The sequence below is a fragment of the Paenibacillus sp. FSL R7-0340 genome (assembly GCF_038002205.1).
Classification (GTDB): domain Bacteria; phylum Bacillota; class Bacilli; order Paenibacillales; family Paenibacillaceae; genus Paenibacillus; species Paenibacillus polymyxa_B.
This window is the reverse complement of the sequence record NZ_JBBOBY010000001.1, coordinates 3,428,042-3,444,801: the sequence shown is the minus strand read 5'-3', so window position 1 is coordinate 3,444,801 and position 16,760 is coordinate 3,428,042. Positions and strand designations below refer to the sequence as shown.

12 protein-coding genes and 1 pseudogene are annotated in these 16,760 nt (G+C 44.7%); 9 read left to right on the top strand and 4 right to left on the bottom strand.

The genetic code is table 11. The annotated features are described in order from the left end of the window. Positions 1–56 precede the first annotated feature (56 nt). The 3 genes and pseudogenes from MKX59_RS15295 (at position 57) to MKX59_RS15285 (ending at position 3,311) form a co-directional block, all read left to right on the top strand. Positions 57–951, top strand: a pseudogene (locus tag MKX59_RS15295) (polysaccharide deacetylase family protein). A gap of 40 nt (positions 952–991) precedes the next feature. Continuing rightward, positions 992–1,468, top strand: a complete 477-nt coding sequence (locus tag MKX59_RS15290) for an RNA polymerase sigma factor (RefSeq protein ID WP_023988580.1) — start codon at positions 992–994, stop codon at positions 1,466–1,468. Positions 1,469–1,709: 241 nt separating this feature from the next. Continuing rightward, positions 1,710–3,311, top strand: coding sequence for an alpha-amylase family glycosyl hydrolase (locus tag MKX59_RS15285; protein WP_023988581.1), 1,602 nt, complete (start codon positions 1,710–1,712; stop codon positions 3,309–3,311). Positions 3,312–3,642: 331 nt separating this feature from the next. On the opposite strand, the gene MKX59_RS15280 is transcribed toward MKX59_RS15285, so the two are convergent. From MKX59_RS15280 to MKX59_RS15265, 4 genes are all read right to left on the bottom strand, one after another. After that, entirely contained in the window at positions 3,643–4,425 is a 783-nt protein-coding gene (locus tag MKX59_RS15280; RefSeq protein WP_023988582.1) for an HAD family hydrolase, read from the bottom strand. 30 nt (positions 4,426–4,455) lie between these two features. Further along, positions 4,456–5,505, bottom strand: a complete 1,050-nt coding sequence (gene gutB1 / locus MKX59_RS15275; protein WP_028541304.1) for a 2-amino-2-deoxy-D-mannitol dehydrogenase GutB1 — start codon at positions 5,503–5,505, stop codon at positions 4,456–4,458. 33 nt (positions 5,506–5,538) lie between these two features. After that, positions 5,539–6,780: an aspartate aminotransferase family protein gene (locus MKX59_RS15270; RefSeq protein WP_023988584.1), complete on the bottom strand. Its 1,242-nt coding sequence runs from the start codon at positions 6,778–6,780 to the stop codon at positions 5,539–5,541. A 114-nt stretch (positions 6,781–6,894) separates the two neighbouring features. Next, positions 6,895–8,103, bottom strand: a complete 1,209-nt coding sequence (locus MKX59_RS15265; protein ID WP_068938433.1) for an MFS transporter — start codon at positions 8,101–8,103, stop codon at positions 6,895–6,897. Positions 8,104–8,594: 491 nt separating this feature from the next. Here MKX59_RS15265 and MKX59_RS15260 point away from each other — a divergent pair, with 491 nt between their 5' ends. The 6 genes from MKX59_RS15260 (at position 8,595) to MKX59_RS15235 (ending at position 16,601) form a co-directional block, all read left to right on the top strand. Next, positions 8,595–9,503 carry an AraC family transcriptional regulator gene (locus tag MKX59_RS15260; RefSeq protein WP_023988586.1) on the top strand — a complete coding sequence of 303 codons (909 nt, stop codon included), beginning with the start codon at positions 8,595–8,597 and terminating at the stop codon, positions 9,501–9,503. Between the two features lie 117 nt (positions 9,504–9,620). Beyond that, entirely contained in the window at positions 9,621–10,685 is a 1,065-nt protein-coding gene (locus MKX59_RS15255; RefSeq protein WP_023988587.1) for a Gfo/Idh/MocA family protein, read from the top strand. A gap of 431 nt (positions 10,686–11,116) precedes the next feature. Continuing rightward, entirely contained in the window at positions 11,117–13,957 is a 2,841-nt protein-coding gene (locus MKX59_RS15250; RefSeq protein ID WP_076265404.1) for an alpha-amylase family glycosyl hydrolase, read from the top strand. A 265-nt stretch (positions 13,958–14,222) separates the two neighbouring features. After that, a complete protein-coding gene (locus MKX59_RS15245) occupies positions 14,223–15,251 on the top strand; it encodes a helix-turn-helix transcriptional regulator (RefSeq protein ID WP_071558752.1) in 1,029 nt (342 codons plus the stop codon). 159 nt (positions 15,252–15,410) lie between these two features. After that, positions 15,411–16,205, top strand: coding sequence for an SDR family NAD(P)-dependent oxidoreductase (locus tag MKX59_RS15240; RefSeq protein ID WP_071558751.1), 795 nt, complete (start codon positions 15,411–15,413; stop codon positions 16,203–16,205). Between the two features lie 93 nt (positions 16,206–16,298). Beyond that, on the top strand, positions 16,299–16,601 hold the full coding sequence (locus MKX59_RS15235) for a putative quinol monooxygenase (protein ID WP_071558750.1): 303 nt from the start codon (positions 16,299–16,301) through the stop codon (positions 16,599–16,601). Positions 16,602–16,760 lie beyond the last annotated feature (159 nt).

The following is a 16,760-nucleotide window of genomic DNA, read 5'->3' as shown; positions in this document are numbered from 1 at the left end:
CATGGTCGCAAAATGAAACGTAAACAGCTTCTAGATTTTTGGAGGAACATATACTAATGGAAAAAAGCTATACGCATAATAGAACCAGAGCTCATCGGATGAAGAGAAATAGAAGAAGACTACTGTTTATTATTATCATTTGTATTGTTCTAATTATTTTAAAACTCTTTGATATCTTTAGTAGTAAACAACAGCCGGTATTAAATAACGAATCCAAAGGGAGCGAATCACCTCTAAAAAATGTTTCGGGTGTTGAAGATGCAGCATTTGTTGAAAAATACTTGAATCAGCAAATGCAAGGACATCGGCCTGAGGGGATAGACGGTAAAAAAGTAGTCTATTTATCTTTTGATGATGGCCCATCGGTCACCGTAACGCCTAAGATATTGGATTGTTCTTAAAGAAGAAAATGTGAAAGCAACGTTTTTTGTGGTAGGAAAGGCAGTAGAAGAAAATGAAGTGGCTAAAAAAATAACAAAAAGAGTAGTTAAAGAAGGACATGCTATCGGAAATCATACCTACTCACATGACTACAGTTATTTATATCCTAATCAAACTGTGAATTCGAGCATTTTTATGAAGGATATTGAAAAAACAAATCAAGTTTTAAAGCAAATATTGGGGCAGAATTTCTCCACAAGAGTAATTCGTTTTCCAGGTGGCCATATGACATGGCAGAGAAATGATCCCAATGGTATGGAAGTGCTGGACAAAGCTCTACATGATAAGGATTACCATCAGATTGACTGGAATGTGTTACCTAAAGATGCAGAAGGTGCACCTAAGAATGCTGAACAATTAATTCGCGAATTCATAAGGAACATGGGGACTAGAGAAAAAGCAGTTGTACTCATGCATGACACTTATGGGAAAGAAGAAACTGCCAAAGCCTTGCCTGAAATCATAACATATTTAAAAAAGCAGGGATATGAATTTAAGACTATAAAGTGACTTACCGATTCCAATCAAAACAGAAGGGACAAGCAGTAATATGGATATTAAAGATGTGGAGGATCAATATTTATCTTGCAAATCAGATCTCTTTGGCTATCTATTAAGGATATTGCATAACAAACAGGATGCCGAAGATTTGTTGCATGAGTGCTTTATTCGGTTTATAAGAGCTTCACCTGACTTGCCTCAAGATCGTATTCGGTTTTACCTTTTGAGAATTGCCAAAAATTTAGCTATAGATTTAATCAGAAAACGAAAAAAGATGGATGAATACAACTTACGCAAGGAACTGCTTTATTATCACTGGGATATCCTCGATTTTGAAATTCAGGAGGAGGTCAATCGAATTCTTTTGATGGCAAGTAATACCGAGCAAAGGACGGTACTTGAATTGCGTTTAGTCCGAGGATACTCCATAAAAGAAACGGCTAGAATCTTAAACAAGAGTGAAAATTCAGTAAAGTCTTCGCTGCACAGAGCTTCAAAACGCATTAAATTAAGATATATTTCCTGAACTGATTTGGACGACAGCAGACAATCTTTTATTCAGCAAATTCGAAAGTACTAAATCTAAGAAAAAGAATAATTTCCGAAAGAGGAGTAGACATAGAGTCTGCTCCTCTTTCGTTCGATACAGAGATAAAGCAATAAGATCGATATTTTCCACCATAATAGATAATAAATATCCCCTTTTTTTGGATTGTTTCTATTTATAATGAAAACGCACCCATAACAATCAAAGGAGCTGATTTGTTTTGACACGTAACAAACGCTTAAGAAGATTGTCCACCGCCATGTTAACGGTGCCTATGCTCACGATGTTCGCTTCAGGTGCAATGGCAGAGCAGGAAATGAACGGACATAAGCCTCCGGTTTCTACTGGAAGCGGCGTATTTTATGAAATTTATATCAATTCTTTTTATGATTCGAATGGAGACGGACACGGTGATTTGAAAGGAATCACACAAAAACTTGATTACTTAAACGATGGCAAACCCCATTCGGGTAAGGATTTGCAGGTCAGCGGCCTCTGGCTTATGCCCCTTAATCCATCTCCAAGCTACCATAAATATGATGTAACTGATTACTATCAGGTGGACCCGCAGTATGGGAGTCTAAATGATTTCCGCACCTTGATGAAAGAAGCGGACCGAAAGGGCGTCAAGGTGATCATGGACCTTGTTATCAATCATTCGAGCAGCGAGCACCCATGGTTTAAGGAGGCCAGTGCCAACCCACAAAGCAAATACCACGACTATTACGTATGGGCGGATGAGAACACAGATCTGGAAGAAAAGGGCTCGTGGGGTCAGCAGGTATGGCATAAGAACCCGAATGGCGAAGGGTATTTCTACAGTACATTCTGGTCGGGCATGCCGGATCTGAACTTTGACAATCCCGAAGTCCGCAAAGAAATGATCAAAGTCGGCAAGTATTGGCTGCAGCAGGGTGCAGACGGGTTCCGGCTTGACGCGGCGATGCATATTTTTAGAGGACAGACGAAGGATGGTGCGGATAAGAACATCGCATGGTGGAATGAATTCCGTTCCGAGATGGAGAAGGTAAATCCAAATGTATATCTGGCAGGAGAGGTATGGGACAAACCGGAGACCATAGCTCCTTATTACGGACCGCTCCATTCCCTGTTTAATTTTGACCTGGGTGGAACGATTTTGAACTCCGTGAAAAACGGCCGAGATCAGGGTATCGCGGCATTCGCCGAGAAAACGCTGCAACTGTACAAATCGTATAATAAGGCGGCACTCGATGCTCCGTTCCTGAGCAACCATGACCAGACCCGTGTCATAAGCGAAGTGGGCGGAGATGTGCGAAAAGCCAAGCTGGCTGCTTCCATTCTTTTGACGCTTCCGGGTCAGCCGTTCCTCTATTATGGGGAAGAAATCGGCATGAAGGGAGAGAAGCCCGATGAGTATCTTCGTGAGCCTATGCGCTGGTACAAGGGAGATGGCCCTGGTCAAACGACGTGGGAGAAACCCAAATACAACACAGGCGAGGTATCAGTGGAAGCGCAGCTGAGGGACGATGATTCCCTGCTGGAAAGCTATCGCACACTCATCCGTCTGAGGGAAGAACATGAAGCTTTACGCAGCGACAGTCTGCAACCTATACAAGCAGGTTCTGCCAGCGTGACCGCATTTAAACGTACTTCAGGCAAAGAAACACTATATGTATATCATAACCTGTCTGGAGAGCCGGTTACCCTGCAGATGAAAGATTTCGATAAGGGTAAATGGAAAGTGGTCTTCTCCACCTCAAAGAATGTAAAGGTGAAGAAAGGAACAGTTACAATTCCGGCTTACAGTTCTCTAATTACCGAAGAAGACAGAAAGAGCTGAATATACGGCAAAATTACTGTTCAGATGAAGCAGGATATATATCGATGAATCCAGTTTGGGGTGTTAACAGCACCCCATTTTTCTATATAAGTTTTGCTGCATACGAATAGAGGATTTAAAACCGTCAGGAGATCAGTTATATGTCAAAAAGACAGTTTTTACGAGGTTGTGTGTTGAACCGGGAAATTACTCGTTTCAACTAGACCACTTCGATGTAAAGCACGCCCCTTAGAGTACACACAGGGAAGGATAAATACATTCTCCAGTGTATATTCCAAGGGGCATTGTTTAGTACCCTCAATCATAGTAAAGATCGGACGATTCCATATGATTATAAAGGGGGTATGCCTTCCGGTACATTTCGGCTCTTGCTCTTAGCAAGCAACTTCTCATCGAACGGCAGATTCTCTTTGATCGCCCACAGGTCGTCATAGCTGAGAATCCAGCGATCGGCTCTGGACAGATCCTGCCGGCCGGAGCCGGGGTTGTGGAAGCCGATGCAGTGCATTCCTGCGCTTTTGGCTGCCTGGACCCCGTTCTGTGAATCCTCAATAACGATGCAATGGGCCGGTGCAATGCCTAGCTGTTCGGCGGCGTATAAGAAAATGTCCGGTGCCGGCTTACCCTGCAATACCTCTTCACCGGTGATTCGAATGTCGAAGTAACGGCCAAGTCCTGTCTTTTCCATAATGAGATCAATTAGCGCTCGTGGAGAGGAAGAGGCTACCGCGACCGGAATCCCTTTCTCTTGCAGCCAGTCCAGCCACCGTTCCAGTCCGTCGATCGCCACAAGGCCCTCGTGTGCAATCATCGTCTGCATCACATTTTTTCGGTGATAGGTCAGGGCCTCTTCCACCGTATTGGTGAGCTGATGTCTGTCCAGTACCTGACGCCACATAGATTCGAGTGTCACTCCAACATAGGTATGGTGCTCTTCTTCCGTCATGGACGCACCGAAATGGGCAAAGGAGCTGCGTTCAACTTCAAAATAAATCGGTTCGCTGTCTACCAACACCCCGTCCATGTCGAAGATGACCGCTTTGACTGGAACGGACGCTGATGGGTCTCCTGTGCATTCATGATTCGTCGGTGTAACATGATGAATGCTCGTCATGTCCATTCTCCCCCTTGTTAGTAGCTAAATTTAGTTGCCCGAGCCATTCGATTGCAGCACAATCTTGATCGCCTGAGACGAAGGCTGAAGTGTCCGCTCGCTGATATTGCATCCAAGTGTCTTAAAGGCTTCATGGTAGTCATCAAGCGGATACGAGTGGGTAATGATTTTTTTGGCGGGAATGATCTGCTGCTCAATCAGGTAATGCGCCGTGGAGAACGTGCCCAGAGAATCAATCGAGCCGATGATTTTAAGGCTACGGTCAACGACCTCTTTCGGATTAAACGAGCTTATCCCATCTCTCAGCCCCACCAGCATCAAATACCCGCCGCTCGCAAGCTGGCTTAATACCTCAGTGCCGACCACTCCTGTGGTATCCACAATCATGTCCACCTGATTCTTTAACGGAGCTAGCTCATGAATGGCCGACTCCAGTGTGGCGTGCGCGGACCATCGCTCAGGGGCAATGGAATCCGCTATGGCGAGCCGCTCCTCCGAGATGTCAACGAGGCAACCAGTTACACCTTTCGAAGCAAGAGCATAGCTGTACAGAATCCCGATCGGACCTGCGCCTAGAATAACGGTTGTGAAGTTCGGCAGCAGGTTAATCTGGTTGATCCCGGTTAGCATACAGCTCAGCGGTTCGGTCAGCGTCGCTTCTTCGTAGCTGATATGATCCTTCAGCTTGTACAAAAAACGGTCCTCAGTCACATAATAATCGGTGAACGTACCGTCGGCGCTGACTCCGGTCTCTGTTACGGCTTTATGTGTGCAATGATTCTGTCTTCCTGTCCGGCACATTTCGCATTGACCGCAGTAATATGTTGGATCAATCACCACACGGTCCCCAGGCTGCAGTGAACTGACGGCTGATCCTACAGCGATCACATCCCCCGCTGATTCGTGGCCCAAGATCGTGGACGGCACGGCATGATATTTGCCACTGATGATGCCTAAATCCGTACCGCATACGCCTGTCGCCCGGATCCGGACGAGTACATCGTTATCTTTTTTAATCTCCGGGACAGGTCTTTCCTCAAGTGCGACATCCCAAGCTGATTTGTATACCAGTGCAAGCATAAATAGTCCTCCTTTTGCCTGTTAGGCAGATGGTTAGTGTAGGGTGGTCAGAACAGTGTCAAGCCGCTTAACAATTTCGACAATCTCATCTTCCGTAGCCGTGAGGGAAGGTCTCACTTTGACCACATTGCCATAACCGTAACGGGAGCCTCTGAGAATTAGCTGCTGTTCGGCAAAAGCGCGGTCGATAATCGCATTGCTCTTAACTGCATCTGGGGCATTATCCTCGTCGACAATTTCCAGTCCCCACATCAATCCGACGCCGCGAGCCTCACCGATGATGCAATCGTGCTTGTCGGCCATCTCCGTCAGCAGGGTTCCGAGCAGGCTTCCTTTGGACCGAACGGCTTCCAGAAAACCGGGCTCAGATACAACCTCCAGCGTGGCTTTGGCTGCCGTAACCGAGATTAGATTGCTGCCTGAGGTGAAGGAGTGCTCGTGCTTCTCCAGGACATTAAGCCGAGACTGCATTAATACCGCTGCTACCGGTACACCAATGCCGCCGAGACCCTTGGCGAGAGTAATGATATCTGGCTGGATATCCAACAACTCACTTGCGAACATGTAGCCTGTCCGCCCAATCCCGGTCTGCACCTCATCAGCGATCAGGATCAGCCCATACTCGTTGCACAGCTGACGGAGCCGCTTAAAATATCCTGCAGGTGGGATGATATTGCCTCCGTTGCCCAAGATGGGTTCAATAATCATGCAGGCCACAGAGCCTGAGCTTGCATACTCAATGGCATCCGATATGGCTTCGACGCATTGATAACCACACTTGTCAGGCGAAGAATTAAACGGGCAGCGATAGCAGTAGGGAGCAGGTACATGCAGGGAATTTGCTGCAGCCGAGTTTGGAAATTTCCTCCGCCGGAAGGCGTTGCCGGATATGCCTGTTGCGAACTGGGTCTGCCCATGATGGGATAGATACAGGCTGATTATATCGAGCGCTCCTGTATATTTCTGGGCTAGCTTCACAGCGCATTCGTTCGCCGTGGAGCCGGTAATATCTCTCATCCATCCCGCGTCGATGCCGTTCGGCGTATACTGGATCAGATGATCTAGGACTTCCTCGACGTAAGGCTCGGTAAAGGATGAGGACATGTGGGCAAGATTGGCGACTTGTTCCTGTACCTTGGTGACGACATGAGGGTGATTATAACCGAGCGATAGATTGAAGGTGCCAGACACGCCATCCAAATATTCCTTACCGGAATCGTCAATCAGAGTAATGCCTTTTCCGTATCTGAAGCGTTCTTTGGTTAAGGTATGCACGATGTTTCCCTCCATATCAGAATATACATTCTCATTAAGTACATTCTTTAAAAAGTGTACTGCCCTGCTACAACATAACGCGGCGGGCCTCACCTCCCTCAAGAATAAAGAATCTCATCCTTCCTTGCCCTGATGGACAAGGGAGTCAACTACCCGTCTGCTCCTGCCATTCCACAGATGCGAGAGAATGACTGCCAGCAGCAAAATTAGGCTGAAAGCCGCCAAAATCCAAAGGGTAGCCGTCACCGACCATTCGCTCATGCTCCAGCCTGTTACATATTGAAGAACTGCTCCGCCGATTCCGCCTGACGCAATCAGAATGCTGGTCGTTCTCTCAGTCATTCCCGGAATCAGCAGGTTTGCATAGACGAGTGCAATACAGAAGAGACCGGACATGAATAACCCTGCACCAAAAATCAGAAGGTATGTAGCCCACTGACTGGATACAAACGCCATTGCGACCAGAAAGCAGAAAGTTCCGATTCCGCTCCACAGCAGGAAAGGAATATATCCTGCTGACTCAGCAATCTTCCCTGAGAACATGCGGCCGATGATCATCGCAATCCAGAGTATGCTAACACCCAACGAGGCTACGGATTCCCGAATCTGCAGGGTCTCGATCAGAATAGAGGGCAGGAAGTTCATGAGCCCCAGTTCAAGCCCCATGTAAACAAAGAAGAATACAATGAATATTCCCAGTAACACACGGTGCTGTACCGAGTACCGGGCTTGTTCGACCGATCGCTCAGAGGTTTGGAGATCTGCTTGGATAAGGTGGGAAGAGGAGGAAGCAGGCATGGTAATCCAGAACAGTCCCAGAATAAACGTCAGAAGGGAGATGGTGTAGAAGGTCAGATACCACATTCCAAGCCAGATATACAGGCTTACCACTGCGGGAATGAGCAGTGCACCAAGTGCAAAATAGACATCCAGCTTGGACATGGCTACGGCTTTCTGCTCTTCGGTGAACTCAATCGTGAACGCTCCGATGGACGACTCAATGATGCCTGAGCCGAAGCCAACCCAGATGGTCATCACGATAACCCAGGTCCATGAGGGGAGTACACCCAAGAAGGCATACCCTGCCACGATACTAACCAGAGCAATGGACAGCATAGACTTGCGACCGATGTGTAGAGCCATGAAGGGGGAGAACAGAACGCCGACAAGAAATCCGAAAAACTGAAGGAACAACAATAATCCGCCATCGCTGTACCCCCGTCCATAGTAAGGCAGTAGAACCGGCAGTAATGCTCCAAGCACCACACTAGTAATGCCGATTAGCAGATAGAAAGCACAACTTAAAGCGAATAGTCTCTTCAAGGTCCGTTCCTCCATAAGTCTATATTTTTTATATGGATTCTGTTGCTTTACTAGATTATACCTTTTTATTGGAAATGTATATATCTCTTTATATAAAAAATGTAAAAATAATCGTTCGACAATTTTACACGTATTTGCTTAATCTAGTTAAGGCGAAACTTGGTTATCTGAAGAAACTGCAAGCGGAAGGGAGAAATAAGATCAGCCCAAATTGTTTTCGGGCGCCAAACCGCTCATAATTGAGGCATAACTTTGTGTTTGCAAAATTAGGTTAGTAAGGATACCTAACAGTGGTTTTACTTAATACAACTATGATTGATAGGGTAGGAAAAAGAATGTTAAACGCTTACAATTCAAAAGGGAGAGGGAATTTTATTCGAAAGTTGAGAAGGAGAAAAATGAAGAGGAGAAGAAGGAATGCAGTGCAGCATAATTATCAATAGTCATGTGTACGGCTTTTTTGAACTTTACAACAAAAGGAGTCTACCAAAATGAATTTTTATTTGGAAATCCCGGAGCTTGACCGACATTTTCCTTTCCGGAGCTTTATTAATAAAGGTGACGTGCTTTGCTATCCTCATTGGCATAAAGAAATTGAAATTATTTATGTGACTCAGGGAACCTTGGATCTGGGAATTAACGATATTTCGATACGGATGAAAAAAGGTGAAGTTCAGTTTATAAATGGGGGTGATGTTCATTATTTTTTGGCTTCTCCCGACAGCGAACGGGTGGTTATTCAATTTGATCTGAGCTTTTTTCAAGAGGTTTCCACATTAAGTGATCAGAAACGCCCTCTTAGATATATATTTACGGAGATGGAGCAATCAAGCTGGAACTGGCCAGAAGAAACAGCAGCTAAAATGCTTCCTCTGATTCAAAGCATTTATGATGAGAACGTCAACCACCACGAAGGTCATGCTTATATGATCAAAGCCAAGCTGTTTGAGATGTTGACTCTTATTATGCGTGAAGTGCCGAGAAGCATGACGCCAAGGCTTTCTGAAATCTCTGAAAGAACCTTAACACAATCAAAGGACACCCTTTATAAACTGGAACGTATTTTTGAGTATGTGGAATGCCATTATCATGAAACCATCTCGCTGAAGAATGTCGCTGATTATATGGGTTTCAGTCCCTATTATTTCGCCAGACTGTTTAAGAAGAATACGGGGATGACCTTTGTAGCATTTTTGAATGATTACAGACTGAATAAGGCAAAATGGATTTTGTTGAATGAAAACAATCCGATCACTGAGGTCGCAGAGGCAGCAGGATTCAGTAGTGTAAAGACGTTTCATCATCTCTTTAAGGAAGCGACAGGAACATCACCATTGAAATACCGCAGGACAATATTCGGGAATAATACAGCAAGAAATGAGGAGGAAAGCTTTTCATGAGATTTGTATGATAGAGCTATCCGACGAAGTGAAGGGAGAGTTACGAGGACATTAAAATTTATGGATCCATGAGTAACCGCTTGATATGCGGTAGGCTTAAATCAGAAGTGGAGGAAGATGAAAATGGGCAATCGTATATACAATGTAGTCATTATCGGTTATGGAGGCATGGGAAGCTACCATGTTCAATTGATCGAATCTAATCAGCAACTTGCCGTTGGCGGTGTATATGATATTGTTGATTACCGAATGGAACTGGCTGCGGCTGCTGGCTATAAAACCTACGCAAGCCTGGATGCCGTTCTGGCCGATCAGGCCGTGGATATTGTTTTGATAGCAACACCTAATGATGTTCATAAGGAAATCGCGATCCAGGCGCTACAAGCTGGAAAACATGTCATTTGCGAAAAACCAGTTACGATAACGAGCGCGGATTTCTTGGATATTGTTGAGGTGGCGAAGAAAGAAAATCGTGTGTTTACGGTACATCAAAACCGTCGATGGGATGAAGACTTCCGAATTATAAAAGATATAATTGGCAATAAGACCGTAGGCGAGCTTTTCCAGCTGGAATCGCGAGTTCAGGGGGCTAATGGGATTCCAGGTGACTGGCGGCAACTAAAGGCGTATGGAGGAGGAATGCTGCTGGATTGGGGAGTACATCTATTGGACCAGCTGCTTCAGATTACGGACAGCAAAATAGAAAGCGTAGCTGCTACCCTAAGCTATATTTTGGGGACTGAAGTGGATGACGGCTTTACCAGCTTTATTGAGTTCAAGGACGGCCTGAAAGCAGTCATTGAAGTGGGTACAACCAATTACGTAAAGCTGCCGCGCTGGTATATTAAAGGAACCGAAGGAACCGCAGTGATTAGGGATTGGGATTTGAGCGGAGAGATCGTCACCCGAAATCCAGATGTCGCTCACGTGGAACCCAAGCCGATTCAAGCAGGTCAAGGATTGACGAAAACGATGGCGCCGCCATCTGAGGAATCCACCCTTAAGTTCCCGATTGAGAAAATACCTGCTGCTGCAGAAAGCTTTTATGAAAATTTTGTCTCCACCATCGAAGGAAAAGCGGAGATTGCAATCAAAAGCGAAGAAGTACACCGTGTATTGGTGCTGATTGAGACGATTTTTGAGGCGGGGGCAACCAAAAGCGTGATTCGAAGAACTATTTAGATCTGCTGCTTTATTTTCGATCCGTCATAAGAGAGATATATAGGAGCCTGGAGAGAACCAAACAGATTTATTTAATGAAATTTTGGGATGCATTTAAGTAATCAGAAACCTTTGAAATGGTGAGCAAAATAATTTTGCCCACCATAAAACACAAGCGGGTATCGCTCCACAACCGAATTCTATTGCTTGATCATTTTTAAGTTGCTGAGATTTCGAATAGGTTTAATTTACACGTAAAAAGAAAAAGATGTTTTTACATAAAATCCGCTATTTCCTCCTTATAAATCAACATATTCCACTCTAAATTCTTCCATAAAAACATAAAATAATCCATGTAAGTGCTAGCATAATCATTTGTATGAGAAAGAGGAAGGGAGAGATCGTTTATTGTACTGTGCGACCAGAAGAATATAGATGAAGGGACGTAGAGAATGAGGAGTTATAAACGAAGATCTTGGAAACGCTTATTTTTACTCATGATCACGGGGATACTTGTATTAGCATCAGTAAGTGTTGTTACGCCGATCAATGCTGATGAATCGCCTAAAAACGTTACAAGTACATCAGTAAAACTTTCATGGAAAGCCTCCGAAGACATCTCCAATGGTAGTGGAGTATCAGATTACGATCTCTATCGCAACGGTTCTCTCATCAAGCAGAATATCTCCGATGCAACATATGCCAATCTGCCGAAGAACCTTGATTTGACAGCCCTTCCAGACAACCAAGCGATAGTTTACTATTTTAAGAAAAGCCGTGGCTGGAGCGATGTAAATATCCACTATGCTCCCGATGGTTCATCCTGGACATCCCCGCCGGGTATCAGCATGAATGAAAACGCTTGCTTGGATTGGGCCAAAAAAACTATTGATCTTGGCTCCAAAACATCGATGAAAGCAGCATTTAACAACGGCTCTGTCTGGGATAATAATAAAGGCGCTGATTATCATTTAGCTGCTGGTTTAAGTACCGTCAAAGACGGTATCGTCACAACAACCGGAGCTAAGAATCCGTGTAACCCTCCGGTTATTGATTTAGAAGCACCTTCTATACCTCAATTATTGATAGCCAATGCCGATGGACTACGAATCCAATTAGAATGGGATCCTTCTGTTGATAATGTTGGTGGAAGTGGAATCGGCGGGTATGAGATCACTCGCACAGGAGGAACTAAAGGCAAAAAGGTCTATACGACGACCCGTACTACCTTCCAAGATTCATTATTGGAGGCGAAAACGACATATACGTATACAGTTAAGGCATACGATAAAGCAGAACCAGCCAACAAATCGGAAAGTAGTATTGAGGTGAGTGCAACAACAGGAACTTCATCACCTCCTGCTTCAAAGGGAAGTCCGATCGGAACAGATATGCGTGAAGATTCAATTTACTTTGTGATGACTGCCAGATTCTATGATGGGGACCCTTCGAACAACCGAGGTGGTGCGAATCATGTTTCAAGCGGCAATGCAGCCAACAGTGATCCAATGTTTAGGGGCGATTTTCAAGGGTTAATCAATAAACTGGATTATATCAAGGCTCTTGGCTTCTCAGCGATTTGGATTACACCGGTTGTATTGAATCGATCTGATTATGACTTTCACGGCTACCATGGTTACGATTTTTTTCGAGTGGATCCCAGGTTAGAGTCACCAGGTGCAACATACCAGGATTTGATTAATGCTGCACACGACAAAGATATTAAAATTATACAGGATGTTGTGTACAATCACTCTAGCCGCTGGGGTGCAAAAGGTCTATTCACGCCAAAAGTATTCGGTATTCGAGATAATCAGTGGAGCTGGTACTATGACGAACCTCAAGAAGGAATCGAGTACGATGGCCTTCAGCAGAATGACGCAGGCAAGCCGTATAACGGTGACCTATGGTCAACGAAGGAACCGGAGGGCAACACCTGTCGGAATTGGGGAATCCCAATGAACTCAAAAACCTACAATTGCCAATGGCCCAACCCCACCTCTGGCATGTTTCCTTCACAGTACTATCACAGTTGCTGGATCGGCAATTGGGAAGGGGAAGATTCACGGAGTTGTTGGCTGCATGAGGATCTGGCTGACTTTAATACAGAGTCGAAGCCTGTCCAAGATTATTTAATTGAAGCGTACAATCGATTTATAGATATGGGTGTAGACGGGTTTAGGATAGACACCGCTGTGCACATTCCACGCGTTACCTGGAACCGTCATTTTCTTCCTGCAGCGCAGGAGCGGGCGATTGAGAAGTTTGGTGAAAAAGGACGTAATTTCTATATGTTCGGTGAAGTAGGTGCTTTCGTTAACGATAAATGGAACCGAGGTTCTGTGAATCATTCGGCTCAATTCTTCACTTGGAAGGAACGCAAAGAGTATAGCACCAATGATGAAGTAGCTGCGTTGGAACAATATCAACACGAAAATAATCTTGGTACAGCCAATCAGCCTTTATCCGATAATGCATTCCTCAAAGGGAATTTGTATCATGAACCGGACCATTCGCAATCCTCCGGGATGAATGTAATTGATATGAGGATGCATATGAATTTTAGTGATGCGAATAACGCATTTTGGAATGGCAAGGATTCGGATGACAGTTATAACGATGCGACCTATAACGTAGTGTATGTAGATAGCCATGATTATGGACCTAACAAATCATCGACCCGGTATACGGGGGGCACGGCTGCATGGGCTGAGAATATGAGTTTAATGTGGACTTTCCGTGGAATTCCAACATTGTATTACGGCTCAGAAATCGAATTTCAGGCAGGCAAGCCAATCGACTGTGGTCCAACATGTCCATTAGCAACCACAGGACGTGCTTACTATGGAGATCATATTGAAGGTACAGTAGTAGCCTCCGATTTCGGACAGGTAGCTTCTGCTTCAGGTTCGGTTGCTCAAACCCTGCAGCACCCACTTGTAAAGCACATTCAGCGACTGAATCAAATTCGAAGAAGTATTCCTGCCTTGCAGAAAGGACAGTATTCTACAAAGGATGTAAGCGGACAAATGGCGTACAAGCGACGTTATACGGATTCATCAAAAGGCATAGACAGTTATGCTTTAGTTACTGTTAGTGAATCAGCTGTTTTTCGGAATATTCCTAACGGCACTTATAAAGATGCTATTACCGGAGACGTCAAAGAGGTCACGAATGGGACGCTCAATCTGGCAGTTTCGGGCAAAGGAAACTTAAGGGTATATGTACTTGATCTCCCGGGTAATCCTGCTCCTGGTAAGATCGGTGAAAACGGGCCTTTCTTGAAGCCTTAATTTTTAAATATAAGAAGCATGGAGGGAATGACATTCCTAGGAGTGTCGGTGGTTTGAGGTTTTAAAAACACACTCATAAACATATGGGTGTGTTTTTTTGGTGTTAAAGTAGCACAGATACCAAGAAGATGTAACATTTGCCGCAGCTTAGTACGTTAATGTAGACACCTTAACGTACTTAAGAGTATTCTTATGTGTACTTAAGAGGGACCCCATTGCAACCAAAACTAATGAATATGTAAGTATATAAAGGAGGCCCATATGTATGAAGTCTCATACCACTGACCGTATTAAAATCCCGCCAGGATTGTGGGCAGGATTATGTCAATTAGGGTTTGGCGCCCACGACGTTGCTCGCAAAGCACGATTGCCGATCACCATTATTACTGAACCAGTAGTCACCACCGCCCAATATTTCGCGATCTGGCAGGCATATTCTGATCTCATTGGTGATACTGCCCAAGGAATCATCAAGCTTGCGACCGTCTTTGATACAGCGAAGTACCCACCGACCGTCTTAGCGACTTACCACGCTCGGGACTACCGCGACGCTCTAAACCGAATGGCTCGGTACAAACAACTGTGTCCCCCGGAAAGCCTACATATCACTGAGGAGGGCGAGCACTGCACAATTGATTTGGAATGGCTGTCTCCCGAGCAATCTGGTCCGCGGATGCTGGTTGGTATCACGCTGGCTTGTCTTCTGGAGATTGGACGCCGGGGCACAGGTCAACCTTTGACCGCGCAGCTTGTTGAATTTTCGAACTCCATGGGTGATGTACAGGCGCTTGAAGCTTACTTCGGCTGTCGTATCCGGATTGGTGCAAAACGTAACCGATTGACGCTACATCGAAGAGATCTGGGCCGCCCCTTTGTCTCGTACAACGAAGAGCTGCTGGAGATCCTGACTCCTGTTTTGGACCGGTCGTTGGATGAACAGCAGCGCAGCCGCTCAATTAGCGAGATGGTCAAATGGATCATGAAACGTAGCCTTACAGGAGGGCGCCCCGACATTCAGGCTGTGGCGAAGAAGCTCGGTATGAGCGATCGTACCTTGCAGCGCCGGCTTACTGACGAAAACACGAGCTTCAAGCTTCTGTTGACACAAGCTAGACATGAGCAGGCACGAAAGTACTTGGCAGACCCCTCGCTTGATATTAAAGAGGTGGCATTCTTGATTGGATATGAAGACCAGAACTCGTTTTACCGCGCCTTCCGCCTATGGGAGGGTGATACACCTTCAAATTGGCGGAATGAACATCTAGGTACAAACTCGATATCAGGAGCACGCTAGGACTGCCGACTATTCATTGATACAATTCCTAATGAGTTTTGTCATTTGGCGTGTTAAACAAGAACTTTGGCGTATTATACTAGTTACTGGACAATCCAGACAAGATAACATAACCACTATCCGGAGCACAAGACTGTTTTAAAAAAGGAGAAGTGTATTATGGATATGGGATTAAATTATAAAACAGCTTTAGTTACAGGATCAACGAAAGGTATTGGTAAAGCAATTGCCATTGAACTAGCCAAAGAAGGTGTTAATGTACTAATTAATGGACGAAATTATGAAGAGGTAGAACGAACTGTAAATGAAATTAAGTCAGATTTCCCAGCTACCTCTCCTCAAAATGCCACAGCCGATATTGTGGATATTGGACAAAGAGATGCTTTATTCGAAAAATACCCTAATATTGATATTTTAGTTAACAATACGGGTATTTATGAAATTATGCAATATGAGGACGTAGACGATGAAGTATGGGAAAAATACTTCCGCACTAACGTTCTTGCTGCAAATGGATTATCAAAATTTTATTTACCTAAAATGTTGAAAAATGATTATGGCCGCATTATTTTTATTGCGAGTGAAGAAGCAATTATGCCTTCAGGACAAATGCCGCAGTATTGTATGACAAAATCTATGTTGTTATCATTGTCAAAAAGCTTATCTAAATTAACAATAGGAACAGAAGTTACAGTCAATACGATCATGCCAGGACCAACACTCTCTGAGAATGTGCACCAAATCATTGAGAGTATGTATCCTCATGAAGATATGACTTTTTTAGAAAAAGAGAAAGATTTTATGGTTACCAACCTGCCTCAATCTGAAATACAGCGATTTATCAAGCCTATTGAAATAGGTAGACTAGCTACATTTGTATGTAGTCCTTATGCATCTGCATTTAAAGGTTCTCCAATCCGTATGGATGGGGGAATGGTACCGACTATTTTTTAGCGCTTGTGGAGAAGCTTGCTGAAATTAGCGCTGACATTGCGGAACATTATGATAAGATGAAGTCAAACATCACTCGAGGGTAGGATGAGGATCATGAACCATTTTGCTATGTATGGAAAGTTGACGGCACGTCCAGGGCAAAGGGACGCTCTTGCAGACATCTTGCTAGAAGCGGCCGATCTGTTGAAGTCGAATAATGACTGCTATTTGTATATAGTCAATGTGTCAGACGACGACCCGAATGCGGTGTATGTGACCGAACTGTGGAAAGATGCAGATGCCCATGCAGCCAGTCTTGAGAACGAAGAGGTACTGGCGTCGATACAACGCGGCCGACCGTTAATTATCGGAGCGGAGCCCATTAAACTGCGTGCTCTAGGGGGAAAAGGCCTGTAGGGTCATGATGCAATTGCTGCTACCACAGCAGCCGATCACTCGGTTGCTTTTAAGCTAACCAGCAGGATAGTCCTAATGAAACGCTTTTGTAACATGTGAAAGGTTGGCAGATAAAATTGGCCCTGGTATAATAAGGGTAATTCACTAAGGAGAGATTTT